The following is a 24,393-nucleotide window of genomic DNA, read 5'->3' as shown; positions in this document are numbered from 1 at the left end:
CTTTTTATCTTGTCTCTTGTTCTTTTACTTTCTCTTCGATAATATCCTGTAAAAATCGCACATCCATTTGGTAGGTTTTATCTCGGAAGCGAATTTCTCCCGTATTTTCATTCAATTGTCCCTTTAAATGAAAGGAAGCACTCTGAATTGTATATTCTTTGGTGTCTTGATCATAAACAAAGTCTGCTTGGTCAATTTCATTCATCACAACTGGTCGAATCGTATTTTCTGCAAATTCAGAGGAGGACTCTGTAAAATCCGGCCCGAGAATTCCGAAAAAGAGCAATGCAACAATTACTAACCCTATGACGAGCAATTTGGATAATATGCTTTTTAAGAAAGGTATAATGACAAACAGAACAACGAGCACAATAATAATCGTTAGTAAATGGTCCATAATAAAATCCATCGTATCACTCCTTCCTCACAATCTATTTCCATGATGCACTTTCATTATACCATGCGCGATTTTCCTGCTTCAAAAAAATCACTCTAAGACCTGAGGCTTATGTAAGAATAAAGAAATTTACGGCGGGGGTCTGACCTAAAAATCTTCTGGTTATGGCACAATAGAAAGAGAGGGTTTGAAACTTTTTTGTGGAATAATCGTATACAAATTATAGTCAAACAAAGAGGAGGAAACGGGAATGGAAGAACGCAAACGAATTTTGAAGCTGGTAGAAGAAGGCAAGTTGACAGCAGAGGAAGGAATCATTTTATTAGAAAGTCTGGAGAAAAATAGTGAAGAGAGCAGACAAAAGCAGGATGAGCTTGTGACTGAATTAACGAAGAATGCAAGGGGTTCACAAGAAGCAGAGGATAACCTGTTTAAAGCATTATCCACTAAAATGTTTTCCGGCTCCCATGCTAAAGGTGGTAGTTCCTTTGATAAATCTAAATTCGATTCTTACAGCAAACAGGCCTCCTCTTTTAAAAATAATATTTTGGATTTCGTCGGAAGTGCGCTTCAAAAAATTAAGGACTTAGATCTTGATTTTAATTTCGGACCATCCATTTCCATTCAGCACGCATTTCAGCAATCAGATGTGCACCTAGAGCACATCGATTTGGATGTCGCAAACGGATCAGTGAAGGTCGTACCGTGGAATGAGAATGATGTAAAGATTGATTGCGAAGCGAAGGTGTATGAAGAGGATACGCAAGATGCTGCGAGAAAAGCATTTTTAAGCGAAGTACTATTCTCGATAGAAGCTGGCAAGCTCCGGTTCTCCGTACAAAAGAAGCATATCAAGGTTAATGCTACTGTATATGTTCCTGAGAGAGACTATGAGCAGTTAAATGTTCGCATGTTTAATGGCCCCATTAGCGGGGAAGGATTACATGTAAAGTCGATGAAGCTTAAATCAGCAAATGGCTCCATTGCTTGGGAGAGATTGCAAAGTGATTCGATGGAAGTGGAAACAGCTAACGGTCATATCAAGCTTATAGATTGTAATGCCAAAGAAATTGAGGCTGAAACAATCAATGGCATGCTAAAGGTTAAAGGAGATGTCGAAAAGCTGGAACTGCAAAGTTTCAACGGCAACATTGTCACTGAGCTTACGGGTGATGCTGCTCGTTCCATTTCAACAAAAACGAAAACCGGAAGCGTCGATCTTTTCCTTTCAACAGCGAATGCCATCGAGGCAGAGCTCAAGAGTAATCTCGGAAACTTTTCTTGTGAAATACCTGGGATGAATGTGGTGGAGGAGAAAAACGAAGTGGTCCAAAAAGCCCTTCATTTTAAAGTGAAAAAAGAGGATGCTCCTTTAACGTATATCATGGCTGAAACAACAACAGGCTCTATTCTAATTAAACCATACGAGGTGAAAGCAGAATGAAACGTCTTATCCGTTCCAAATACGACCGTAAACTAGCGGGTGTACTTGGAGGTTTATCAAAATATTTAGGAGTGGATTCTACCCTCCTTCGTGTAATTTTTATTATTTTATTATTTCCAACAGGTGTGATGCCTTTAATCATTACGTACTTTGTATTGATGTTCCTTATGCCAAATGAAGAAGCTGAGATTCGCTAATGAAGTGGCTGCTTAGTATTCTTATAAATGCGTTAGTATTAATTGTGATAGCAGGTTATTTTGATTCTTTTGAGCTAAGTGGGATGGGCGCTGCGATAGTTGCGAGTTTGATTTTGGCGGTGTTAAATACGATTGTCAAACCGATTCTAGTTGTGTTGACATTGCCAGTTACAATTTTAAGTTTAGGGCTTTTCTTATTTGTGATTAATGCAATCACGCTGATGCTCACGTCTTGGCTTATGGGGGACAGCTTTAACATTGATGGCTTTGGCATGGCAATACTCGCAGCCATCCTTATCTCCCTTCTAAATTTGCTAATTCAAAAAGTGATTGTCGAGCCACTGCAGAAAAAATAATGGAATGCTTGTAAGTACGGGTCTGATGTTTATTCAGTCCCGTTTTTTTGTGAGGTGATGAATTTAAGATAGGTTTGTTCGTTTAGAGAGAAAAGCTCGTCCCAACTGAAGAATAGCGCCCCTCTAATCATCTTTCAAGTCAACGCCCTTCTCCCACTAAAAAATCCGTTTCTGCAATTCAATCCACCTCCTAAGTTCTCCACACTTAATAAAAAAGACAAATAGTGCTAAAATGAGAACAGATTAATTTTAGTATGGTAAGAATAAAGGAGGGCTTGACGTTGCCAAAGGTTCGGACGAAAGATTTGATTGAGAAATTTCAATTTCAAGTAATAGCCGGGGAAGAGGGAATTAACCGTCCGATCGCGACGAGTGATATTTCTCGTCCAGGAATAGAAATGGCAGGCTATTTTACATATTATCCAGCTGAGCGCATTCAGCTGCTTGGAAAAACGGAGCTTTCTTTTTTTGAAAGGCTGACGCCAAGAGAAAAAAGAGATCGTATGAGTCAGCTTTGTACCGATATCACACCAGGCATTATCGTTTCACGCGATATGGAAGTGCCTAAGGAATTGTTGGAAGCAGCGGAATACGAAAGTGTACCACTCATGAGATCGCCAATGAAAACCACAAGGCTTTCCTCGCATCTGACCAATTATTTAGAAGGAAAGCTTGCACCAACAACGGCTGTACATGGGGTGCTTGTCGATATTTACGGTGTTGGTGTGTTGATTACCGGAAAAAGTGGGGTTGGTAAAAGTGAAACCGCACTTGAGCTGGTCAAAAGAGGGCATCGTCTTGTAGCTGATGACTGTGTAGAAATTAGGCAAGAGGATCAAGATACGTTGATAGGGAATTCTCCAGAGTTAATTGAGCATCTTTTAGAAATCAGAGGTCTTGGCATTATAAATGTGATGACCTTGTTCGGTGCTGGTGCGGTGCGGAGCTATAAGCGGATTACGCTTGTCATCAACCTTGAGCTGTGGGATAAAAACAAGCAGTACGACCGAGTGGGGTTGGACGAGGAAACGATGAAAATCATTGATACGGATGTGACAAGGCTGACGGTTCCGGTCCGCCCTGGACGAAACCTTGCTGTAATCATTGAAGTAGCAGCGATGAATTTCCGACTGAAACGAATGGGAATGAATGCTGCAGAGCAATTTTCCAATCGTCTGTCAGGTGTAATTAATAGTGAAAATGAGCAAGAAGACATCTAAATAGAATATGGAGTGTGGGGAATATGTTTTTTGGTAACATCCAGCCGCTGGATCCTATCCTGATTGACTGGCCGATCACTATTTATTGGTACGGTGCCATTATTGGGACTGGAGCATTGCTTGGCTTATGGCTAGCCACGAGAGAAGGAGAGAGAAGAGGGCTTAATAAGGATATTTTTATTGACCTTGTTCTATTTGCTATCCCGATAGCTATCATCTGTGCACGTCTTTATTATGTTATTTTTCAATGGGATCATTACTCTCAAAACCCAGGGGATATCATCAAGATCTGGGAGGGTGGCCTTGCCATTCATGGTGGGTTAATTGGAGCCGTTGTGACAGGAGCTGTGTTTGCAAAAGTTCGAGATGTTTCGTTTTGGAAACTTGCAGATATTGCTGCGCCAAGTATTATCCTTGGGCAGGCAGTTGGTCGCTGGGGGAATTTCATGAATCAAGAGGCACATGGCGGACCTGTGACGAGGGAGTTTCTTGAGGGATTGTATTTGCCAGAATTTATCGTGAATCAAATGTACATAGATGGAACGTATTATCATCCTACCTTCTTGTATGAATCTCTTTGGAATCTAGCAGGGGTTGTAATCCTGCTACTACTAAGAAAAGTAAATCTTAGACGTGGAGAGCTATTCTTAAGCTATGTTATATGGTATTCCGTTGGTCGCTTTTTTGTCGAAGGGTTGCGTACGGACAGCTTGATGCTTACGGAAACATTGCGAATTGCGCAGGTTATTTCCATAGCGTTAGTTCTTTTAGCGATTGCATTGATTGTCATTAGAAGAGTGCTAGGCTATGCTAATCAGCGGTATTTGGATCACGAAGCATCTCCAACTAAATCAGCAAAGTAAGAGCCTCCACGTTGCTCACTTTGTTCGACAGCTTCGGGAGGGGAAAGTAGAATGCTACAAACGTTCAAAAGAGGGCTGAAGGTAGGATTGCAAACCACATGGACACTCGGAAAAGTCATTTTTCCGGTGACTTTGTTAGTCGGCATCCTTCAGCATACACCTGTACTTCAATATATCATTCGCGCGATTGAACCAATCATGGGAATATTTGGCCTTTCCGGGGAAGCGGCCATCCCGCTTGTAATTGGGAATTTTCTAAATCTCTATGCGGGAATAGGTGCGATCCTCACCCTGGATCTCACCGTCAAAGAGGTCTTTATTTTAGCTGTGATGCTCTCTTTTTCTCATAACCTTCTGGTCGAGTCGACAGTTGCTGCAAAGGTTGGCTTGAAGATATGGGTGATCCTTGCTGTCAGACTTGGGCTAGCCTTTGTTTCTGCCTTGCTCATTAATCTTGCCTGGAAGGGTGGAGGGGAGCTTGCTCAGTACGGAATGGTCGCTAAATCAGAAGAAGTGGTGACTGGCTTTGTCCCTATTCTTTTAGACGCCACACAGCGTGGATTAATGGGAATCATACAGCTAGCGATCATTGTCATTCCACTCATGATTTTAGTTCAGTACATGAAAGAACTTGGCTGGCTTGATGTGTTTTCAAGATGGATGGGACCATTTACTAGAATGCTTGGAATGAAAGAAAATACCTCAACGACCATGGCTGCTGGGCTGTTAATTGGGCTCGCTTATGGAGCAGGAGTTATGATTCAGGCGGCAAAAGAGGATAATGTAAGTAAGCGGGATTTAACGTTAGCGTTTATTTTTCTCGTTGCCTGTCATGCTGTGGTAGAGGACACGTTAATATTTATTCCGCTTGGCATACCGGTTTGGCCGTTATTAGTGATAAGAATTTTGACGGCAATCATACTGACAATGTTCATTGCGTATGTGTGGAAGCGGATGGATTTTGCAAAAGGAAAGGAAGCTACCTATGACCATTAATACCGTATTATTTGATCTTGATGGAACACTTATTGATACGAACGATTTAATCATTGAGTCATTTTTGCATACATTGGATTATTATTATCCAAATCAATATGCGCGCGAGGACGTGTTAACTTTTCTCGGGCCGCCACTGTATGATACCTTTGTAAAAATGGACGAAACAAAAGTGGATGAGATGGTTAGCTATTACCGAGCGTTCAACATGGCAAAGCATGATGAGCTTGTAAAAGAGTTTGATGGTGTTTTTGAAACGGTGAAACTTCTTCATGAAAAGGGCTTAAAGCTTGGGATTGTGACTACAAAAATGCGCCAAACAGTTGTGATGGGGTTAAAGCTGACAGGGCTAGATCAATTTTTCGATGTGGTCGTTTGCTTAGATGATGTGAAAAATGCCAAGCCTGATCCAGAGCCGATTCATCTTGCGCTTCAACAGCTAGGATCTCAACCAGCTGAAGCAATTATGGTTGGAGATAACTATCACGATATACTGGCAGGAAAAAATGCTGGAACAAAAACAGCTGCTGTAAGCTGGACGATAAAAGGGATTGATTTTCTGCAGTCCTTTGAACCGGATTATTTGCTAACCCATATGAAGGACATCTTGCCTGTAGTTGGAGTGAATCAAGGTGAGTAGAAGGACGACCCGTTACGCTGTAGAAGGAGCAAACTCACTTTGGCATGTGTATAAAACGGTGCCGTTTTTCAAAGTCGTGAAAAATTTTCTGGTGATTCAAGTTTCGAGATATACCCCATTTCTTGGGATGAAAAATTGGCTTTATCGGAATTTCCTCAAGATGAAGATAGGAGACCAAACCTCGTTTGCTTTGATGGTCATGCTGGATGTCATGTTTCCGGAAAAAATTAGTGTTGGAAAAAACACGGTTATTGGCTACAACACCACTATTCTAGCTCATGAATATTTAGTCAAGGAGTATCGTCTAGGTGAAGTGAAGATTGGGAGCGAGGTCATGATTGGAGCTAACACGACGATTCTTCCTGGAGTGGTGATCGGGGATGGTGCGGTGGTGTCGGCTGGAACGCTAGTACATAAAGATGTGCCTGAGGGTGTGTTTGTTGGCGGAAATCCGATGAGGGTGATTTATACAAAAGAAGAGATGCAGGAGCGTTTGAAGCTTTAATAGGAGACACTTTATCCACTGTGGATAAAGTGTCTTTTTTTATCTAAAGCTATTTAAGGGTATGGTAACATGTTGGGTTGCTTTCCGTAAATTTGCTCCGTGTGCCTAGGCCACTGCTGAAGAGTTTGTATATTATCCTTGACCTTGAACATCTGTTTTGTTAGTATGTTACCATATTAGCGAACTAAAGGATTTCAGATTATTTTAAAAAGGTGGGTATCCACATGTCAAAACTGTTTATGTTTGAAAAACCACTAGGAATGCGGGATACGCTTCCTTCATTATATGAAGCAAAAAAAGCATTAAAAGATACGATTACAACCGAGATTGGGAATTGGGGCTATCGGTTTATGGAAACCCCAACGCTAGAATATTATGAAACGGTTGGTGATGCTTCCGCCATTTTAGATCAGCAGCTATTTAAACTACTAGATCAACAAGGTCACACACTTGTGTTACGACCGGATATGACAGCGCCAATTGCTAGGGTTGCTGCTTCTAAGCTTGTAGATTCTGACTACCCACAGCGCCTTGCCTATTCCGCTAATGTGTTCAGAGCTCAGCAAAACGAAGCCGGAAGACCAGCAGAATTTGAACAAATAGGCGTGGAGTGTATTGGAGATCGTTCCATTAGCGCGGATGCGGAAATGATTGCATTGCTTGTTGAGCTCCTAGAGCAGTCTGGAATGTCTACCTACAAGGTTGCTATCGGACATATTGGCTTTTTGCAGGAGATGTTTCTTGATATTGTCGGCACAGAGGAAAGAGCGGCAATTCTACGACGCTATCTTTATGAAAAAAATTACGTAGGGTATCGGGAGCACGTGAAGGCTCTATCTTTATCCTCCATTGATAAAAAACGACTTTTGGATTTGTTAAAGCTAAGAGGGGACATCTCTAGTATTCAGCAGGCAAAGGAAGTGCTCGACGGTTCCTCTGGGAAAAAAGCGTTAGAAGAATTAGAGCAGCTTTGGACAATCCTTGAAGCTTATGGAGTAACACACGCAGTAAAGCTAGATTTAAATATTGTCAGCCATATGAGCTACTACACAGGCATTGTTTTTGAGGCTTATGCAGGAAATATCGGCTTTCCAATTGGGAATGGAGGCAGGTACGACAAGCTTTTTGAAAAGTTTAACCGTGAAAAATCAGCCACTGGTTTTGGCATTCACCTAGATCGATTATTAGAAGCTAGAGGAGTAGAAAAAGCCGAGCAGGTTATCCATGGTGTTTTGTTTAGTCAGGAAAGAAAAAATGAGGCTATTGCGTTTGCCACACAAAAAAGAAAAGTAGGGGAAAAGGTAATCTTACAGGATATTGTCGGGGTAGAAGATGTGGATGCTTTTACAGCAGCATTTCAAGAGGTGAGCTTTTTCCTTGGAAAAGCAAGAAAGGAGATTCAGTCATGAACAATCTTACTATTGCGATGCCAAAGGGAAGAATTTTTGAAGAAGCAGCCGCACTACTGGTAAAAGCAGGCTATGATATTCCACCAGATTTAGAAGACTCCAGAAAGCTTATTATTGATGTGCCGGGCGAAAGCATGCGGTTTATTTTAGCCAAGCCGATGGATGTTACCACATATGTCGAGCATGGTGTTGCGGATATTGGGATTGCAGGAAAGGACGTCATGCTAGAAGAGGAACGGGATGTGTATGAGGTTCTAGATTTGAAAATTAGTGCATGTTACTTGGCAGTTGCAGGGCTTCCTGGAACGGAAATGAAGGATGTTGCACCGAAAATTGCCACCAAATATCCCAATATCGCTTCTAGCTACTATCGAGAGCAAGGCGAACAGGTGGAGATAGTGAAACTGAACGGCTCGATTGAGCTTGCACCACTCATTGGATTATCTGATCGAATTGTCGATATTGTATCCACAGGTCGGACTTTAAAAGAAAATGGCTTAGTAGAGTTTGAACGGATTGTGAATATCACCTCACGTCTCATTGTGAATCCTGTGAGTTACCGGTTAAAGGATGAGCAAATTGATGAGCTCGTGTCACGGTTAGCAAGGGTTGTTGGGGAGGAATAAGCGATGAAGATAGAAAAAGTCGAAGAAACGGTGAGTTTACGCCGCTCGCTTGATCAAGGAACAGAGGAACAACGAAAAGCGGTCCTAGCTGTAATGGACTCGGTAAAAAAAGACGGCGATCGCGCCCTATTCGCTTACACAGAAAAGTGGGATGGTGCACGGTTATCCACACTTAAAGTAACAAAAGCAGAGATAAAAGATGCATATGAGGCTGTTTCTCCACAGATTATTCACATTATTCAGGATGCTGCGGAAAATATTCGGGATTATCACCAAAAACAGCGTAAGGAATCGTGGTTATCCACAAAGCAGGATGGCACAATTCTTGGACAGCAAGTAACAGCACTTGATGCAGTCGGAGTCTATGTGCCAGGCGGCAAGGCGGCCTATCCATCGTCTGTGTTAATGAACGTTATTCCAGCACAGGTTGCCGGCGTAGAACGAGTGGCCATGGTAAGTCCACCGGATGCAGATGGGGTGCTACCACCAGCAGTGCTTGTGGCAGCAGATATACTTGGTGTGGAAGAAATCTACAAGGTTGGCGGAGCCCAGGCAATTGCTGCGCTCGCCTATGGAACAGAAACAATCGCACCTGTGGATAAAATAGTGGGACCTGGAAATATTTTTGTGGCACTTGCTAAAAAAGAAGTCTATGGACTTGTGGATATTGATAGCATTGCCGGACCAAGCGAAATTGTGGTCCTTGCAGACGATTGTGCAGTACCGAATGAGGTTGCTGCGGATTTACTATCACAAGCAGAGCATGATGAACGCGCATCCTGCGTGTTGGTAACAACCTCGGTTCAGCTAGCTGAAGAAGTGGCAAGGGAAGTGGAGAGTCAGCTTGCAGGTCTTCCTCGTGAAAGGATTGCTCGCGCTTCTATCGATTCCTACGGGAAAATTTTCGTCACAAGCTCCTTAAAAGAAGCGATTCGCGTTGTCAATGAGCTTGCTCCCGAGCATTTAGAGGTGATGACCTCAGAGCCTATGACACTATTACCATATATTAAGCACGCAGGGGCGATCTTTTTAGGAAGATACAGCTCGGAGCCTGTTGGGGATTATTTTGCAGGACCAAATCATGTGTTGCCGACCAACGGAACAGCGAGGTTTTCTAGTGGATTATCTGTGGATGAATTTATGAAAAAATCGAGCATCATCATGTACAGCGAACAAGCATTAAAGGAAAATGTGGATAAAATCGCCGCTTTTGCCCGTTTAGAAGGACTAGAAGCACATGCACGGGCAGTAGAAGCACGTTTTACTAACAAGCAAAAGTGAGGAGCGTTTCAGATGACGAGGATGGCAAGTATTGATAGAAAAACGAAGGAAACACAGATAGAGCTTACGCTAGCATTGGATGGAGAGGGAACGGCACAGCTCGAGACACCGGTGCCATTTATGACCCATATGCTCGACCTTTTCACCAAGCATGGTCAATTTAATCTTACTGTACAGGCAAACGGAGATGTGGATATTGATGATCACCACACAACAGAAGATATTGGTATTTCCCTTGGACAGGCGCTAAAGGATGCCCTTGGGGATAAAGTGGGGATAAAAAGATACGGAAATGCATTTGTGCCAATGGATGAGGCGCTTGCACAGGTGGTAGTCGATTTGAGCAATCGACCGCATCTTGAAATGCGTGCGGAATTTCCAAGTCAAAAGGTGGGAACCTTTGATACCGAGCTAGTTCATGAATTTTTGTGGAAGCTTGCGCTTGAAGCTCGCATGAATCTGCACGTAATCGTTCATTACGGAACGAATACGCATCATATTATTGAAGCGATTTTTAAAGCGCTTGGCAGAGCGTTGGATGAAGCAACCATGATTGATCCAAGAATTAAGGGAGTACCGTCAACGAAGGGAATGTTATAGATGATTGGCATCATTGATTACGGAATGGGGAATTTGTACAGTGTCAGCAAGGCATTGGAACGAATCGGTGCAGATTACCTTCTTTCTAACGACAAAGACGTGCTTTTTGAAACAGACGCTCTTCTCCTTCCGGGTGTGGGATCGTTTAGAGATGCCATGGCCATTTTACAGGAAACAGGCCTGGATGCATTTATCAAGGACGAAGCGAGCCGCGGAAAAAAAATTCTAGGCATCTGTCTTGGCATGCAGCTTTTATATGAAGAAAGTGATGAAAATGGACCAACAAAGGGCTTGTCGCTATTAAAAGGAAAGGTAAAGCGTTTTTCTGGAGTTTCCAAACAGGGAGCCTCCTACAAAGTTCCGCATATGGGCTGGAACCTGCTTGCATTTCAACAACCATCCCCAGTTTTACTAGGTGTCCCAGAAGATTATGTGTATTTTGTTCATTCTTACTATGTGGATCAATACGATAAAAATGAGCTGCTGGCAAGCAGTAGCTATCATGAAGAAGTACCCGCGGTTGTGGGGCGAGGAAATGTTTTTGGAACGCAATTTCATCCCGAAAAAAGCAGCAGTACCGGAATGGCCATTCTAGAAAACTTCGTCAAGTTGGTAAAGGAAGAGGAGAGATAATATGAGTTTTATCATCTATCCGGCAATAGATATGCGTAGAGGTAAATGTGTTCGTCTTTTGCAGGGGGACTATACGAAAGAAACGATATATGGGGACTCACCTTATGAGATGGCAGAGCAATTTGCCAAGCAAGGAGCAGAGTGGATCCATATGGTGGATTTGGATGGGGCGAAAGAAGGCAGGCCTGTAAATGACAGCTTTGTCCTTGACGTTGCGCGCAAATTACCAGTAAAGGTGCAAATTGGTGGAGGGATTCGAACAGCCTCCGATGTCGAGTACTATTTGTCACAGGGAGTGGACCGAGTTATCCTAGGAAGTGCTGCAATTAACAATCCTGCCTTTGTCTGTGAGATGCTGAGGAAATATGGAGAAAAAATTGCCATAGGTTTAGATGCAAAAGATGGCTTTGTCGCAACAGAGGGCTGGGTGGAAACATCCACTTTCAAGGCGACTGAATTAGGAAAAGAACTAGCTGAAGCAGGCGCGAAAACCTTTATTTTCACTGATATCGCAACAGATGGAATGCTTTCTGGACCAAATATTGAAGCAACTGCAGAGCTTGCCAGGGCTACCGGTGCAGAAGTCATCGCCTCAGGTGGAGTGAGTTCTCTTGAAGATTTAAAAGCGTTGCGACAATACGTAGATACAGGGGTAGCTGGCTCCATTGTCGGTAAAGCTATTTACACCAATAAAATAAATCTTGAACAAGCGTTGATTGAGGTGAAATAAATGCTCGCAAAACGAATCATCCCGTGCTTAGATGTCAAGGATGGACGGGTGGTAAAAGGCATTCAGTTTTTAGGACTAAGGGATGCTGGCGATCCTGTTGAATTATCTAAGTTTTACGATCAAGAAGGAGCAGACGAGCTCGTGTTTCTTGATATTTCGGCTTCTCATGAAGGACGAGAAACGATGGTGGATGTGGTGGAACAGGTTGCCGCCACCCTTGCCATTCCGTTTACCGTTGGAGGGGGAATTAACAAGCTGGCCGATATGAAAAGGATGCTGAGGGCAGGTGCGGATAAAGTCTCCTTAAATACCGCTGCTTTACTAAATCCTGCGTTGATTAAAGAAGGAGCAGACTACTTTGGTTCACAATGCATCGTAGTGGCTATGGATGCAAAATATGATGAAACGCTTGGCTCGTGGCGAGTGTTTACACATGGTGGTAGAAGAGAAACGGAATGGGAAGCTGTCGCTTGGGCAAAAGAAGCCGAAAAGCTTGGTGCCGGCGAGATTTTACTTACGAGCATGGATAGTGATGGTGAAAAGAACGGCTTTAACCTCTCGCTAACGAAAGCCGTAAGTGAAGCAGTGGGTATTCCTGTTATCGCTTCTGGGGGAGCTGGAGCTGCCGAACACTTTTTAGAGGCATTTGAGGAAGGAGCGGCAGATGCTGCACTTGCTGCGTCCATCTTCCACTACAAAGAAACATCGGTAAAAGAAGTGAAGAGCTACTTAAAGGAAAAAGGAGTGCAGGTTCGATGATCAGACTAGAAGAAGTGACGTTCGATGAAAAAGGACTTGTGCCTGCCATTGTTCAGGATGCAACAACCAAAGAGGTGTTAACACTTGCCTACATGAATGGTGAGTCGCTGGTGAAAACCGTTGAAACCCGTGAGACCTGGTTTTGGAGCCGTTCTCGCCAAGAGCTTTGGCATAAAGGTGCGACATCTGGAAACACTCAAAGCGTGGTAGGGATGCGCTATGATTGTGATCAGGATGCAGTGCTTGTGCTAGTGGAACCAAAAGGACCAGCCTGTCATAAAGGGGAAACGAGCTGTTTTCATGAAGTTGTGCTAGAAACGAAGCAACCGACATCCTCTTCCATCTTAGCCCGCTTGGAGGCAGTGATAGCATCAAGGGCACAAGAGATGCCTGAGAGCTCCTATACAACCTACCTATTTAAAGAAGGTGTCGATAAGATTCTCAAGAAGGTCGGAGAAGAGGCATCAGAGGTAATTATCGCTGCGAAAAACCGGGACAAGAGTGAGCTAACTTGGGAGGTTGCGGATCTATTATTCCATGTGATGGTGTTGTTAAACGAGCAGGACGTTAAGCTTGAAGAAGTATTGGCTGTGCTAGAAGAACGACATGCCAAGTAAAGGCAGTCTTTCCTTTACGAAATTGAAAAAAATCCCTCCTGTCTTTCAAGGCCTCCGTATGTTATACTACCAAGGTTAAGAAAGAACTGATGGAGGCTAAAATGGGAAAATACTCAAATGTAAAACCTGAAGCAAAGGTCATCCCATTTGCGCAAAATGGTGATTATTTTTATCAAAAAGGCATCCGCGCTTATCGAAAGCGGGATTTATATAAAGCGAGAAAATGGCTGCAACGCGCTGAAGCGATGAAGCCTGATAATGCATCGATCCTATGTCAGTTAGCAATCGTACTGACAGAGCTTGGTGAATATCAGCGCTCCAATGATTATCTTCAAAACATTGTGAATGGGCTTGCTCCTGACATGTATGATTGTCATTATTTTATGGCTAATAATTATGCCTTTCTTGGATTATTTCAAGAGGCTAGAAAGCATGCTGAAGCATACTTAGAAAAAGAACCAGACGGAGAGTTTCTAGAGGATACCGAAGATTTACTTGATCTCCTTGAAATTGAAGTGGACGACATGACCGACTTAGAAGATGATCAGGATCAACTTATCGTTATGCAGGAGAATGCAAAGGGCCTTTTAGAGACTGGGCAATTTGACGAAGCAATTAAGCTGTTAAAGCAAATAATTGCTGAATATCCGCAATTCTGGTCTGCCTATAACAACCTGGCATTGGCACATTTCTATAAAGGAAATTCACAAAAAGCATCTCAGGTAATCGAGGAAATTCTTGAGAAAAACCCAGGCAATCTCCATGCGCTATGTAACCTGCTCGTTTTTTACTACCGAGAAGGTCGATGGGAAGAGGTCGATGCGCTTGCCGATCGTTTGGAGAAGGTAAAACCAATATTAATGGAACACCGCTATAAGCTTGGTGCGACACTTGGGATGATTGGCAGATATGAAGTGGCTTATAAATGGCTCCGTTCCTTGCAAAAGAATGGGTTCCAAGGAGACAGCACGTTTTATTACTGGCTTTCTATTTCTGCCTATTATGTGGAAAAGCAAACCGTGGCAGAACAAGCTTGGGATAAGTTGGTTGAACTTGACCCAGAAAAAAAAGGGACGCACCCATGGCGTGAAGAAGAAGCTGAATCTGTTTCAGATAAAGTTGGAGAGATTTTAACCTATATTTTCTTTACTAGTGTATCAAAGAATGACAAGGATCGTGAACGCGCCTTTTCTTTTATGCAAAGAGAAATGGATACGCTTGAACAGCCTCCGGTGATTCAGGAGTACATGGAATATGCTGCACATAAGAAAAAGAATGCTCCTACATTAGTTAAAAATGGGTATGCCATTGCTCAGCTTTATTTTAGTAAAACACTGAAGCAACCGCTTATGATGGATTGGCATACTTTTCTCGTGCGAGTACATCAAAGTGATGCAGAAGTTAGCTTTAAAAACCAAAAAGCAATTGCAGCAGCATTTGCCTATCGTTGGTATAAAGAGTCAAGCACTACGATGAGTCAAAAAGAAGCGGCAGCGCTTTTTGATGTTTCCGTCAGCACGGTTCAAAAATACAGCAAAGAACTAGAAGCGATTGATTCCCAACTTGATGAACAATAAACCGAAGCCTTTGGGGTTTCGGTTTTTTGTTTATTGCTGAGCAGAAAAGTAGACTGAAAACCATCTGTTATATAGGATAGTAACTGGGAATACTTTAAGATAGATATTCCGAAAATCTAACTTAGATGAATAAAGGGTTTTTCATTATAGGAACAAGAAACCTTGTCAAAAAGGAGTGTACAACATGACGGAAGAAAAAATCTATGATGTCATAATTATTGGAGCTGGTCCTGCAGGGATGACTGCAGCCGTGTATACATCTCGTGCGAATTTAAGTACTTTGATGATTGAGCGTGGGATGCCGGGTGGTCAAATGGCAAACACAGAAGAGGTAGAAAACTACCCAGGATTTGACCATATCCTCGGGCCAGAGCTTTCCACAAAAATGTTTGAGCATGCGAAAAAATTTGGAGCGGAGTATGCTTACGGTGATGTGAAGGAAGTAACGGACGGGAAAGAATATAAGACAGTAAATGCTGGAAGCAAATCGTATAAAGCACGTACGATCATCATTTCTAGTGGTGCAGAGTATAAGAAAATCGGAGCTCCTGGTGAAAAAGAGCTTGGCGGTCGCGGTGTCTCCTACTGTGCAGTTTGTGACGGAGCATTTTTCAAAAACAAAGAGCTAGTCGTTGTTGGTGGTGGAGACTCAGCAGTAGAGGAAGGCGTGTACCTAACCCGCTTTGCTTCAAAGGTTACCATTGTTCACCGTCGTGATGAGTTACGAGCACAAAAAATTCTACAACAGCGTGCCTTTGATAATGACAAAATTGATTTCATCTGGAGTCACACAATTAAAGAAATCAATGAAAAGGACGGAAAGGTTGGAAGTGTTACGCTTGTAAGCACGGAAGATGGCAAGGAAAGAGAATTCACAACAGATGGTGTCTTCATCTATGTTGGAATGCTTCCGTTGACAAAGCCATTTTTAAACCTTGGAATTACTAATGACATGGGCTACATTGAGACCAATGAAAAAATGGAAACAAAAATTCCAGGTATCTACGCTGCTGGAGATATTCGCGAAAAAACACTTCGTCAAATTGTTACAGCAACCGGAGATGGAAGTATTGCTGCTCAAAGTGCACAGCACTATGTAGAAGAGCTTCTAGAGGAATTAAAAGCAAAAACTTCCCAAAAATAGGTATGTCGAACTATAAAAAAAGCTGTCGAAACATCCCTTTAACCAAAACGTAACTACCCTTTAACCGGTCTGTAACAGCACTGAAACAATTATCGGTTATTATATAAATAGTAATTGACCCCCTTTTATAAATATAGTGGATGACACGGGTTTCCCTTTTTCCCGTGTCCTTTTTTTATGCTTTTTTACAACAAATCCGATAGGAATAAAAGGATTAATGTCGAATTTGTATAATATGAGAAAGAAGGCTACAATACTTTAAAAGCGCTTACAAGAATTCTGAAATCGGTACCTTATAGAAGTGTTCAGTAATTTGTAGAACTTTCTTGTGTCTAAAAGCGTCTTTTTCCTGTAAAATGAAAAAAGACACACTAGGCTCCGTTTGTAATTATAGATATATTTTTTATGCATAAAAGGGGTTGTAATGATGCAAAGAGTAACAAACTGTGTTTTAACAAAAGACGATCAGGTCCTCCTTTTACAAAAGCCGAGAAGAGGCTGGTGGGTTGCTCCGGGGGGAAAAATGGAGCAAGGGGAATCCATCAAGGACTCGGTTGTACGAGAGTATCGCGAAGAAACAGGCATATACTTAAAAAATCCAGCTCTTAAGGGAGTTTTCACTTTTATCATAAAAGATGGGAATGACATTGTATCAGAGTGGATGATGTTTACCTTTCTTGCAACAGAGTTCGATGGCCAAAATGTATCAGAATCTGAAGAGGGAAAACTCGAGTGGCATAAGCAGGAGGAAGTAGGGAAGCTTCCAATGGCACCGGGTGATTATCATATTCTCGATTATCTGATGAAGGGCTCTGGGATGATTTATGGAACGTTTACGTATACACCAGATTTTGAGCTTCTATCCTATCGTCTTGATCCGAATTGAACGAAAAGTAGAGGGAGTGGAACACCATGAGTACAGGTACAAGTAGTGATGTAGAATTAGTAATTATCACAGGAATGAGTGGTGCAGGCAAAACGGTTGCCATTCAAAGCTTAGAAGATCTAGGTTTTTTCTGTGTAGATAACCTGCCGCCGACTTTGCTGCCAAAGTTTTTGGAGCTTATGGAAGAGTCCGGCAATAAAATGAATAAAGTAGCATTGGTGATGGATTTACGCGGACGGGAGTTTTTTGATAGTCTGTTTGAAGCACTTGATGACATTTCTGAGCTTTCTTGGGTCACTCCACAAATTCTGTTTCTAGATGCCAAGGATTCCGTTCTAGTAAGCAGATATAAGGAAACACGAAGATCCCACCCACTAGCAAAAACGGGTCTCCCACTTGAAGGAATTGAGCATGAGCGTGAATTACTCGAAGAAATGAAGGGCCGTGCACAATTGATTTTGGATACTTCCAACTTGAAACCACGCGAGCTTAGAGATAAAATCCTCAAACAATTTGCTACTCACTCCAAACAAACCTTTAAATTGAATGTCGTTTCCTTTGGCTTTAAATATGGTCTCCCGATAGATGCTGACTTGGTGTTTGATGTGCGTTTCCTGCCAAACCCACATTATATTGATCATATGCGACCAATGACAGGTTTGGATGAAGAGGTTTCCTCGTATGTCCTAAAATGGTCGGAAACACAAAAGTTTATTGAAAAGCTGACAGAACTATTGAGCTTCATGCTTCCGTATTACAAGCGAGAAGGCAAAAGTCAATTAGTGTTGGCAATCGGTTGTACAGGAGGGCAGCATCGCTCTGTTACGCTTGCAGAGTACTTTGCCAAGCATTTTAAGGATGAATATGATACACTCCTTACACACCGAGATATTGAAAAGCGAAAGGGAAAACGCTAATGAAACGACCAAAGTTGCCGAAAATAGTGATTATAGGCGGAGGTACAGGCCTTCCTGTCCTATTGCGAGGCTTAAAACATTATGATGTAGAAATCACCGCAGTCGTTACAGTAGCAGATGATGGCGGAAGCTCAGGACGATTGCGTGACGAGCTTCATATTCCTCCTCCTGGGGATGTTCGAAATGTCCTGGCCGCCTTATCTGATGTAGAGCCTTTGATAGAGGACCTTTTTCAGCACCGTTTCGCAACCGGAAATGGCCTTTCTGGTCACTCCTTAGGAAACCTTTTACTGGCGGCTATGACCACCATTACAGGTGATTTCGTCCATGCGATTCGGGAAATGAGCAAGGTGCTAAATGTCAGAGGAAAGGTCCTGCCAGCTGCAAACCAAAGCGTGGTACTAAATGCAGAAATGGAAGACGGTTCAGTAGTCACTGGCGAATCAAAAATCCCTACAACAGGTCAAAAAATAAAGCGAGTATTCCTCACTCCAGAAAATGTGGAGCCATTAATGGAATCTGTTGAAGAGATTCAAAAGGCCGATTTGATTATTGTAGGACCAGGGAGTCTATACACAAGCATTTTACCTAATTTGCTTGTTCCGAAAATTGGAGAGGCTGTTTGTAACTCTAGCGCCAAGAAAGTATATATTTGCAACGTCATGACCCAAGCTGGTGAAACCTTGGACTACACCGCAAGTGATCACGTCAAAGCATTAAATAAGCACCTTGGCTGTAGCTTTATTGATACGATATTAGTGAACGACGAAGGCATTCCAGATGAAATTGCACTTCGCTATAAAAAAGAGTCTGCAACACCTGTAGTTTATGATATTGCGGCCTTATCCTCGTTGGGACTTGAAATTGTCCATGATAAAATTATCCGCTATGAGGATGGCGTCATTCGTCATGATACTCAAAAGGTCGCTGCCCTGCTATACTCCATGCTCAATGTGGATGCTTCCTACTAAGCTAGCGGGCCGTTTTATCCCTGCAGACACCAAATAACCTTTTACATTGGGGGTGAAAACGATGTCCTATGCGTCTGAAACCAAAAAAGAACTAACAACGATTGAAACAAAAGATTGTTGTGTAAAGTCCGAACTTGCGGCGCTCATCCGGATGAATGGCTCCTTATCCTTTTCTAATAGGAAATTGATATTAGATATTCAAACGGAAAATGCCGCCATTGCTCGCAGAATCTATACATTAACAAAGAGAATCTATAATGTAACAGTGGAGCTTTTGGTTCGTAAAAAAATGCGCTTGAAGAAAAATAACGTCTATATCGTCCGTTATGCTGAACAAGCACATTATATATTAGATGAACTAAAGATCTTAAAGGATGGCTTTACCTTTGTTCGTGACATTTCCGGAGAGTTAATCTCTAAAAAATGTTGTAAACGCTCTTATTTACGAGGTGCCTTCTTAGCAGGGGGCTCAGTCAACAATCCAGAGACTTCCTCCTATCATCTTGAAATATTTTCTTTGTACCATGAACATAATGAATCTTTATGTGAACTCATGAATACCTTTCATCTAAATGGTAAAACATTAGAACGGAAAAAAGGTTACATCACTTACTTAAAGGAAGCAGAAAAAATTGCCGAGTTCTTAAGTATCATTGGTGCACACCAGGCGCTATTAAAATTCGAGGATATCCGAATTGTCCGGGACATGAGAAACTCTGTAAACCGTCTAGTCAACTGTGAAACCGCAAACCTAAACAAAACAATTGGTGCGGCCATCAGACAGGTGGAAAATATCCGCTATATTGACAACACGGTAGGGTTACAGATTCTCCCTGATAAACTAAGGGAAATTGCCGAGCTCCGCGTCACCTATCAAGATGTTACATTAAAAGAGCTTGGGGAAATGGTGTCTGGAGGAGCGATTAGCAAATCTGGAATTAACCACAGACTACGGAAAATCGATGAAATTGCCGAAAAATTGCGTGCAGGTGAAACTGTTTAAACAATATCTTTTTCTATGAAAAACGTAGCAGCAACAACTTTTGCGAAAATAGCCAATTAAATATAAATAGGAGGAATACTAATGGTACAAAAACAAGTAGACGTTCGTTTGAAAACCGGCCTGCAAGCTCGCCCAGCAGCGCTTTTCGTTCAAGAAGCTAATCGCTTCTCCAGTGAGGTCTTTTTAGAAAAAGACGGCAAAAAAGTTAACGCAAAAAGCATTATGGGCTTAATGAGTTTAGCGATTGGCTCTGGTTCCACCATCACGTTAATTGCAGAGGGTAAGGATGAAGAGGAAGCAATCACTGCGCTAACGGAGTATGTCCAACAAGAAGGATAAGAAAAAAGAGCACCCGAGGAGGGATGCTCTTTTTTTGTAGGTTAGTTATTTTTGATCACTTTGTCGATTAATCCGTATTCTAAAGCGCGGTCTGCCGTCATGAAGTTGTCGCGGTCTGTGTCGCGAGAGATTACTTCAATTGGTTGACCAGTGTTTTCAGAAAGGATTGTATTTAATTTTTCACGAAGGAATAAGATGCGTTTAGCCGCAATCTCAATTTCCGTTGCTTGCCCTTGTGCGCCTCCAAGCGGTTGGTGAATCATCACTTCGCTGTTTGGAAGAGCAAAACGCTTGCCCTTTGCACCTGCTGATAATAAGAATGCACCCATAGAAGCGGCCATTCCCACACACATTGTGCTAACGTCAGGCTTAATGAAATTCATCGTATCATAGATTGCCATTCCAGCAGTGATGGATCCACCCGGACTGTTAATATATAGGGAAATATCCTTTTCTGGATCTTCTGCTGCTAGGAACAATAGCTGAGACACAATGGAGTTAGCGACGTTATCATCAATCGCACTACCTAGCATAATGATGCGGTCTTTTAATAAGCGGGAGTAAATGTCGTAAGCGCGCTCCCCACGGCTTGTTTGTTCAATAACTGTAGGAATTAAGTTCATTTCACTTTTCCTCCTTAATGAATGTTAGTAGAGAAGGTTCATATGTAAAAATGGGTAAAAACACTGCTTGAACCTGCTCCATTTATTAATCTTTATGTACTCTTATCATACATACAAGGTCAAGAATGGTCAAATAAAAACCATCGCAAATACCCCCATTTTTCCCCATGTAATTAATCATATCCACTTCGTGTTAGGATTAAACTTCTCTGGGGAATTCAGGGCGTTGCGGCTCTCGACAAGGGCGGGATTATCTGGTATATTAATAAAGTCCGATTTTCAAGAAGCGCTCGTAGCTCAGGGGATAGAGCATTGGTTTCCGGTACCAAGAGTCGGGGGTTCGAATCCCTCCGAGCGCGCCATTTTTCTGGAAGAACTTACTTTTGAAAAGACCTTATTGTTCATGATACGATATAAATTGTAACGGACAAGCGCCGTTATATCCCTTATTACTACCCACCCAGTGTCGGCGCACTGGGTTTTTGTTTTGTCTTTTTTGGGGAGGTGCTTGGGGGAACAAGAGGGGCGCGGGCGGACAAAGGTGCGCGGGCGAACCAGAGGGGCGTGGTCGGACAAGGGATGCGGTGACCGATGTGCGAACGAACAAAGGGGCGCGGGCGCACAAGGTGTCGCGAACGAACAAAGAAGCTTTGGCGGACAAGAGGGTACTGACGAACCAGAGGGGCTTGGCCGGACAATGAGGCGCGGGGGGACAAGAGGTCGCGGACGAATTAGGAGGCACGGTCGAACAGGAAGCCCGAAGGAACAGAGAGGGCGCGGCGAAAAATTGAACCCAAACGAACAAGAATTTGTTTCGGTTCCCGAAGTGTCACAATAAACTTGAAAAGTGTCACAATAACTCCAAAGAGTGTCACAATAACTTCAAAAAGTGTTGCAATCCTTACTGAAAAACTGTCAGATACTATATGCACCCAAAAAAATCCAAAGATTCCGCTCCAAAAAAGAAGGAATTCTGTAGATTTATGTCAAATAGTATAATCACCAAAGATAAGAGGTGATTTTTTGATAAAAAAACATAGAAATACCCCCTTGAGAGTCCAAATTCTCAGGGCAATGAAGAGGAGAGTTCATCCTCAGCACCCAAAATACGAAGATATCCTTACAGAACTTGGAATCAAAGAAGCAGGAATCTATGGAGAACAAGCATTAGACTACTATCTGAAGCTTCTACCAGACACCTTCCCTTATTTCATCTTCCATGACTTACGACTCCCCTACAAGGACACTCATTTCCAAATGGATACCCTAATCCTATTTACCAATTTCTATCTAATACTAGAGGTCAAAAACCTCCGCGGTACCATTTTCTTCGATCCCAAAAATCATCAACTAATCCAAGAAGTAGAAGACCACCCAGCCAAAGTATACCTAGACCCCATTCTGCAAGTGAGCAACCAAGCATATAAACTGATGGAGTGGTTTAAAAATAAAAGCCTCACCAAACTACCAGGTGAAAAGTTAGTAGTGTTAACCCATCCAAAAGTACTGGTGAAAGTACTCTCATCTTCATACCTAATAGAAAAACACGTAATAAAAAGTCCAGCTTTGAACCAAAAACTATTACCTTTTTTTAAAAAACATCCAACTACCCTTTTGGATAAAAAGCTCCACAATAAAGTTTCTAGGATGTTGTTAAAGGATCATACTCCGATTAGTAGTTCTCCTATAGAACAATACGATGTGTTAAAAGCAGACCTTTTAACGGGAGTGCTTTGCCCAAACTGCTCACCAGTTAAAACAACAGTAATGAAAAGAATACGTGGAAAATGGCAATGTCCTCACTGTTACCTAATTTCAAAAGACGCTCATAGTGAAGCACTCAAGGACTATGCATTGTTAATCAGCCATGAAATTACCATGAATGAACTAAAATGGTTTTTGCGTCTTGAAGATAGGCATACCATCAGAAGACTCCTAAAAGACCTAAACATCACCGGATCCGGTCACACCAAATCCCACATCTACAACCTCACCTCACTCCTACCACAATAACCAAAAAAATTCTTTCAAAGGGCTGTTTTCGTAATTTTGCTACTGCGTAGTTAAGCAACACGTAATCGACGTTGCTGTCGTGCTCTTTTCGTGGAGATATGGAACTGGAACTTTTCTTCAGGAAAAAGTTTTAAAGCCGACTTTTTCCTAGTTTGAAGCAACAATCTTTTAGCAAAGAGTTTATCAAAAAAGTGATCCAACACTCCATCTCCTCCGTTAGGTAAGTAATGACAAGGAGAGGATGAGCAAATTGATGAAAAAACTATTCGCATTAATCATGGCACTGACATTACTTGTACCAACGTTTGCTTCAGCAAATGCCACAGTTAAAACTCCGGCAGCAGACTTGAGAGCAACTCTCGATCACCTTTTATCCGAGCACTTTGTATTAGCGGTAGCCTCCATGCAAAAAGCATATGATGACGCAGAGGATGCAGAGCATGTACAAGCAGCCCTGGACCAAAATGCGGCTGACATGAAAACCGCAGTAGAATCCATTTATGGGGCTGAAGGTGCAGAGCAATTTAATAATATTTTCGCAGCACATAACAATTACACCGATGACCTTGTAATGGCAGCAAAAAATAATGACGAGGAAGCACGGAAAGCTGCCGAAGCGGAAATAGAAGAGTTTGTAGTAGAGTTCTCCACCTTCCTTGATGGAGCAACCGGTGGAAACCTTCCACAAAAAGCAGCAGAAGAAGCAATTAGAGCACATGAAGCAGATGTACTTAACGTTTTTGATAGCTATGTAGCTGGGGATTATGAAGCAGCGTATATGGCGTATCGTGAAGGATTTGCAAGAATGTTTGATATTGGAAAAGCGTTATCTGGCGCAATTGTTATGCAAATGCCTGATAAATTTGAAGGCTCCCAAGTAGACACGCCAGCATCCAATTTAAGAGCTACACTCAACAAATTAGCCGCCGAGCATACAGCTTATGCCACTATTGGGATGCAAAAAGGCTTTGATCAAGCAGAGGATGTTGATTTTATTAACTGGGCAGAGGACGCACATACGGCTGATTTTAAAGCGGCAATCGCTTCGATTTACGGAGAGGAAGGTGCAGCCCAGTTTGAACAGGTATGGCAACCAAACCACATTGACGCACAAAGTATGATTGTCGCAGCAACCTTGGAAAATGATGAAGCGAAAAGAGCAGAGGCAGAGGAACACTTGCAAACATTCGCGAAGGACTTTGGTGGCTTTTTAGGTGCTGCAACGGAAGAAAACCTTCCATCAAAAGCGGCAACAGAAGCGGTTTGGGCACATGAGGAGTTGGTATTGAAGTCATATGACCACTACACAGCAGCGGAGTACAAGGCTGCTTATGACAGCTTCCGTGAAAGCTATGCGTTCATGTTTGGAATTGGCGAAACGTTAGGTGGAGCCATTGTCGCACAGCATCCTGATAAATTTGGGGGCGAAAATACCTCCATGCCAAGTGAAATGCCGAATACCGGAATGGGTGGCGGCAGCACGAATAGCATGCCAACAGCCTGGATTGCAGTGGCATTAGGAGCGGTCTTGGTAGCAGCAACCTTCCTTGTAGTCCGCCGTAAAATCAACGTTTCTGACAAAGCATAGTCGATAAATAGGGAGAGAGGATAACTCTCTTCCTTTTCCTGTAGTTAGGAGTGAATGGT

27 protein-coding genes and 1 tRNA gene are annotated in these 24,393 nt (G+C 42.5%); 26 read left to right on the top strand and 2 right to left on the bottom strand.

Going from position 1 to position 24,393, the window contains the following annotated elements:
- Positions 1 to 4: 4 nt before the first annotated feature.
- On the bottom strand, positions 5 to 409 hold the full coding sequence (locus FIU87_RS17845; protein WP_152445819.1) for a hypothetical protein: 405 nt from the start codon (positions 407 to 409) through the stop codon (positions 5 to 7).
- A gap of 238 nt (positions 410 to 647) precedes the next feature.
- Here FIU87_RS17845 and FIU87_RS17840 point away from each other — a divergent pair, with 238 nt between their 5' ends.
- The 23 genes from FIU87_RS17840 (at position 648) to FIU87_RS17730 (ending at position 20,110) form a co-directional block, all read left to right on the top strand.
- Positions 648 to 1,841, top strand: a complete 1,194-nt coding sequence (locus tag FIU87_RS17840; protein ID WP_152445818.1) for a DUF4097 family beta strand repeat-containing protein — start codon at positions 648 to 650, stop codon at positions 1,839 to 1,841.
- Complete coding sequence (locus FIU87_RS17835; RefSeq protein ID WP_152445817.1) at positions 1,838 to 2,038, top strand: PspC domain-containing protein; 201 nt, start codon at positions 1,838 to 1,840, stop codon at positions 2,036 to 2,038. The genes FIU87_RS17840 and FIU87_RS17835 overlap by 4 nt, the downstream gene beginning before the upstream one ends.
- Positions 2,038 to 2,394 carry a phage holin family protein gene (locus tag FIU87_RS17830; RefSeq protein ID WP_152445816.1) on the top strand — a complete coding sequence of 119 codons (357 nt, stop codon included), beginning with the start codon at positions 2,038 to 2,040 and terminating at the stop codon, positions 2,392 to 2,394. The genes FIU87_RS17835 and FIU87_RS17830 overlap by 1 nt, the downstream gene beginning before the upstream one ends.
- 281 nt (positions 2,395 to 2,675) lie before the next feature.
- A complete protein-coding gene (gene hprK / locus FIU87_RS17825; protein WP_152445815.1) occupies positions 2,676 to 3,614 on the top strand; it encodes an HPr(Ser) kinase/phosphatase in 939 nt (312 codons plus the stop codon).
- Positions 3,615 to 3,637: 23 nt separating this feature from the next.
- Positions 3,638 to 4,477 (top strand): prolipoprotein diacylglyceryl transferase, encoded by an 840-nt coding sequence (lgt, locus tag FIU87_RS17820; RefSeq protein ID WP_152445814.1) that lies wholly within the window; start codon positions 3,638 to 3,640, stop codon positions 4,475 to 4,477.
- Between the two features lie 51 nt (positions 4,478 to 4,528).
- Positions 4,529 to 5,473, top strand: a complete 945-nt coding sequence (locus FIU87_RS17815; protein ID WP_152445813.1) for a nucleoside recognition domain-containing protein — start codon at positions 4,529 to 4,531, stop codon at positions 5,471 to 5,473.
- Positions 5,463 to 6,113: a pyrophosphatase PpaX gene (gene ppaX, locus FIU87_RS17810; RefSeq protein ID WP_152445812.1), complete on the top strand. Its 651-nt coding sequence runs from the start codon at positions 5,463 to 5,465 to the stop codon at positions 6,111 to 6,113. The genes FIU87_RS17815 and ppaX overlap by 11 nt, the downstream gene beginning before the upstream one ends.
- Positions 6,106 to 6,618 (top strand): acyltransferase, encoded by a 513-nt coding sequence (locus FIU87_RS17805; protein ID WP_152445811.1) that lies wholly within the window; start codon positions 6,106 to 6,108, stop codon positions 6,616 to 6,618. The genes ppaX and FIU87_RS17805 overlap by 8 nt, the downstream gene beginning before the upstream one ends.
- A gap of 224 nt (positions 6,619 to 6,842) precedes the next feature.
- A complete protein-coding gene (locus tag FIU87_RS17800) occupies positions 6,843 to 8,027 on the top strand; it encodes an ATP phosphoribosyltransferase regulatory subunit (protein ID WP_152445810.1) in 1,185 nt (394 codons plus the stop codon).
- Positions 8,024 to 8,653 carry an ATP phosphoribosyltransferase gene (gene hisG / locus FIU87_RS17795; RefSeq protein WP_152445809.1) on the top strand — a complete coding sequence of 210 codons (630 nt, stop codon included), beginning with the start codon at positions 8,024 to 8,026 and terminating at the stop codon, positions 8,651 to 8,653. Before FIU87_RS17800 ends, hisG begins: the two co-directional genes overlap by 4 nt.
- Before the next feature lie 3 nt (positions 8,654 to 8,656).
- The gene (hisD, locus tag FIU87_RS17790; RefSeq protein ID WP_152445808.1) at positions 8,657 to 9,934 is read left to right on the top strand and encodes a histidinol dehydrogenase; all 1,278 of its coding nucleotides are present in this window, start codon (positions 8,657 to 8,659) and stop codon (positions 9,932 to 9,934) included.
- A gap of 12 nt (positions 9,935 to 9,946) precedes the next feature.
- Entirely contained in the window at positions 9,947 to 10,534 is a 588-nt protein-coding gene (gene hisB, locus FIU87_RS21295; RefSeq protein ID WP_152445807.1) for an imidazoleglycerol-phosphate dehydratase HisB, read from the top strand.
- The gene (gene hisH, locus FIU87_RS21290) at positions 10,535 to 11,167 is read left to right on the top strand and encodes an imidazole glycerol phosphate synthase subunit HisH (RefSeq protein WP_152445806.1); all 633 of its coding nucleotides are present in this window, start codon (positions 10,535 to 10,537) and stop codon (positions 11,165 to 11,167) included.
- A 1-nt stretch (position 11,168) separates the two neighbouring features.
- A complete protein-coding gene (hisA, locus tag FIU87_RS17775; RefSeq protein ID WP_152445805.1) occupies positions 11,169 to 11,897 on the top strand; it encodes a 1-(5-phosphoribosyl)-5-[(5-phosphoribosylamino)methylideneamino]imidazole-4-carboxamide isomerase in 729 nt (242 codons plus the stop codon).
- On the top strand, positions 11,898 to 12,656 hold the full coding sequence (hisF, locus tag FIU87_RS17770; protein ID WP_152445804.1) for an imidazole glycerol phosphate synthase subunit HisF: 759 nt from the start codon (positions 11,898 to 11,900) through the stop codon (positions 12,654 to 12,656).
- Positions 12,653 to 13,273: a bifunctional phosphoribosyl-AMP cyclohydrolase/phosphoribosyl-ATP diphosphatase HisIE gene (gene hisIE / locus FIU87_RS17765; RefSeq protein WP_152445803.1), complete on the top strand. Its 621-nt coding sequence runs from the start codon at positions 12,653 to 12,655 to the stop codon at positions 13,271 to 13,273. The genes hisF and hisIE overlap by 4 nt, the downstream gene beginning before the upstream one ends.
- 101 nt (positions 13,274 to 13,374) lie before the next feature.
- The gene (locus FIU87_RS17760; RefSeq protein ID WP_172971098.1) at positions 13,375 to 14,850 is read left to right on the top strand and encodes a tetratricopeptide repeat protein; all 1,476 of its coding nucleotides are present in this window, start codon (positions 13,375 to 13,377) and stop codon (positions 14,848 to 14,850) included.
- Positions 14,851 to 15,034: 184 nt separating this feature from the next.
- On the top strand, positions 15,035 to 15,994 hold the full coding sequence (gene trxB / locus FIU87_RS17755) for a thioredoxin-disulfide reductase (RefSeq protein ID WP_152445801.1): 960 nt from the start codon (positions 15,035 to 15,037) through the stop codon (positions 15,992 to 15,994).
- 427 nt (positions 15,995 to 16,421) lie between these two features.
- Positions 16,422 to 16,880, top strand: coding sequence for an 8-oxo-dGTP diphosphatase (locus FIU87_RS17750; protein WP_152446644.1), 459 nt, complete (start codon positions 16,422 to 16,424; stop codon positions 16,878 to 16,880).
- Between the two features lie 26 nt (positions 16,881 to 16,906).
- Positions 16,907 to 17,797: an RNase adapter RapZ gene (rapZ, locus tag FIU87_RS17745; RefSeq protein ID WP_152445800.1), complete on the top strand. Its 891-nt coding sequence runs from the start codon at positions 16,907 to 16,909 to the stop codon at positions 17,795 to 17,797.
- Positions 17,797 to 18,768, top strand: a complete 972-nt coding sequence (gene yvcK / locus FIU87_RS17740; RefSeq protein WP_152445799.1) for a gluconeogenesis factor YvcK family protein — start codon at positions 17,797 to 17,799, stop codon at positions 18,766 to 18,768. The genes rapZ and yvcK overlap by 1 nt, the downstream gene beginning before the upstream one ends.
- Positions 18,769 to 18,829: 61 nt before the next feature.
- A complete protein-coding gene (gene whiA, locus FIU87_RS17735) occupies positions 18,830 to 19,771 on the top strand; it encodes a DNA-binding protein WhiA (RefSeq protein ID WP_152445798.1) in 942 nt (313 codons plus the stop codon).
- An 81-nt stretch (positions 19,772 to 19,852) separates the two neighbouring features.
- Positions 19,853 to 20,110 (top strand): HPr family phosphocarrier protein, encoded by a 258-nt coding sequence (locus FIU87_RS17730; protein ID WP_152445797.1) that lies wholly within the window; start codon positions 19,853 to 19,855, stop codon positions 20,108 to 20,110.
- Positions 20,111 to 20,151: 41 nt separating this feature from the next.
- Here FIU87_RS17730 and clpP read toward each other — a convergent pair whose 3' ends face one another.
- The gene (gene clpP / locus FIU87_RS17725) at positions 20,152 to 20,733 is read right to left on the bottom strand and encodes an ATP-dependent Clp endopeptidase proteolytic subunit ClpP (protein ID WP_152445796.1); all 582 of its coding nucleotides are present in this window, start codon (positions 20,731 to 20,733) and stop codon (positions 20,152 to 20,154) included.
- Between the two features lie 286 nt (positions 20,734 to 21,019).
- On the opposite strand from clpP, the gene FIU87_RS17720 reads away from it, so the two are divergent.
- The 3 genes from FIU87_RS17720 to FIU87_RS17710 all read left to right on the top strand — a co-directional run bounded on the left by FIU87_RS17720 (position 21,020) and on the right by FIU87_RS17710 (position 24,334).
- Positions 21,020 to 21,095: transfer RNA gene (locus FIU87_RS17720), tRNA-Arg, on the top strand.
- A gap of 712 nt (positions 21,096 to 21,807) precedes the next feature.
- Positions 21,808 to 22,746 (top strand): nuclease-related domain-containing protein, encoded by a 939-nt coding sequence (locus FIU87_RS17715; RefSeq protein WP_152445795.1) that lies wholly within the window; start codon positions 21,808 to 21,810, stop codon positions 22,744 to 22,746.
- A gap of 253 nt (positions 22,747 to 22,999) precedes the next feature.
- On the top strand, positions 23,000 to 24,334 hold the full coding sequence (locus tag FIU87_RS17710; protein ID WP_253905457.1) for a copper amine oxidase: 1,335 nt from the start codon (positions 23,000 to 23,002) through the stop codon (positions 24,332 to 24,334).
- Positions 24,335 to 24,393 lie beyond the last annotated feature (59 nt).

The sequence above is a fragment of the Bacillus sp. THAF10 genome (genome assembly GCF_009363695.1).
Classification (GTDB): Bacteria; Bacillota; Bacilli; order Bacillales; family Bacillaceae_I; genus Sutcliffiella_A.
The sequence above is the reverse complement of the archived record's forward strand: the minus strand, read 5'-3'. Positions and strand labels throughout refer to the sequence as shown.

Coding starts and splice junctions, on each gene's coding strand:
- FIU87_RS17845 (WP_152445819.1), bottom strand. CDS start 409: ATGGATTTTATTATGGACCATTTACTAACGATTATTATTGTGCTCGTT.
- FIU87_RS17840 (WP_152445818.1), top strand. CDS start 648: ATGGAAGAACGCAAACGAATTTTGAAGCTGGTAGAAGAAGGCAAGTTG.
- FIU87_RS17835 (WP_152445817.1), top strand. CDS start 1,838: ATGAAACGTCTTATCCGTTCCAAATACGACCGTAAACTAGCGGGTGTA.
- FIU87_RS17830 (WP_152445816.1), top strand. CDS start 2,038: ATGAAGTGGCTGCTTAGTATTCTTATAAATGCGTTAGTATTAATTGTG.
- lgt (WP_152445814.1), top strand. CDS start 3,638: ATGTTTTTTGGTAACATCCAGCCGCTGGATCCTATCCTGATTGACTGG.
- FIU87_RS17815 (WP_152445813.1), top strand. CDS start 4,529: ATGCTACAAACGTTCAAAAGAGGGCTGAAGGTAGGATTGCAAACCACA.
- ppaX (WP_152445812.1), top strand. CDS start 5,463: ATGACCATTAATACCGTATTATTTGATCTTGATGGAACACTTATTGAT.
- FIU87_RS17800 (WP_152445810.1), top strand. CDS start 6,843: ATGTCAAAACTGTTTATGTTTGAAAAACCACTAGGAATGCGGGATACG.
- hisG (WP_152445809.1), top strand. CDS start 8,024: ATGAACAATCTTACTATTGCGATGCCAAAGGGAAGAATTTTTGAAGAA.
- hisD (WP_152445808.1), top strand. CDS start 8,657: ATGAAGATAGAAAAAGTCGAAGAAACGGTGAGTTTACGCCGCTCGCTT.
- hisB (WP_152445807.1), top strand. CDS start 9,947: ATGACGAGGATGGCAAGTATTGATAGAAAAACGAAGGAAACACAGATA.
- hisH (WP_152445806.1), top strand. CDS start 10,535: ATGATTGGCATCATTGATTACGGAATGGGGAATTTGTACAGTGTCAGC.
- hisA (WP_152445805.1), top strand. CDS start 11,169: ATGAGTTTTATCATCTATCCGGCAATAGATATGCGTAGAGGTAAATGT.
- hisF (WP_152445804.1), top strand. CDS start 11,898: ATGCTCGCAAAACGAATCATCCCGTGCTTAGATGTCAAGGATGGACGG.
- hisIE (WP_152445803.1), top strand. CDS start 12,653: ATGATCAGACTAGAAGAAGTGACGTTCGATGAAAAAGGACTTGTGCCT.
- FIU87_RS17760 (WP_172971098.1), top strand. CDS start 13,375: ATGGGAAAATACTCAAATGTAAAACCTGAAGCAAAGGTCATCCCATTT.
- trxB (WP_152445801.1), top strand. CDS start 15,035: ATGACGGAAGAAAAAATCTATGATGTCATAATTATTGGAGCTGGTCCT.
- FIU87_RS17750 (WP_152446644.1), top strand. CDS start 16,422: ATGCAAAGAGTAACAAACTGTGTTTTAACAAAAGACGATCAGGTCCTC.
- rapZ (WP_152445800.1), top strand. CDS start 16,907: ATGAGTACAGGTACAAGTAGTGATGTAGAATTAGTAATTATCACAGGA.
- yvcK (WP_152445799.1), top strand. CDS start 17,797: ATGAAACGACCAAAGTTGCCGAAAATAGTGATTATAGGCGGAGGTACA.
- whiA (WP_152445798.1), top strand. CDS start 18,830: ATGTCCTATGCGTCTGAAACCAAAAAAGAACTAACAACGATTGAAACA.
- FIU87_RS17730 (WP_152445797.1), top strand. CDS start 19,853: ATGGTACAAAAACAAGTAGACGTTCGTTTGAAAACCGGCCTGCAAGCT.
- clpP (WP_152445796.1), bottom strand. CDS start 20,733: ATGAACTTAATTCCTACAGTTATTGAACAAACAAGCCGTGGGGAGCGC.
- FIU87_RS17715 (WP_152445795.1), top strand. CDS start 21,808: ATGAAGAGGAGAGTTCATCCTCAGCACCCAAAATACGAAGATATCCTT.
- FIU87_RS17710 (WP_253905457.1), top strand. CDS start 23,000: ATGAAAAAACTATTCGCATTAATCATGGCACTGACATTACTTGTACCA.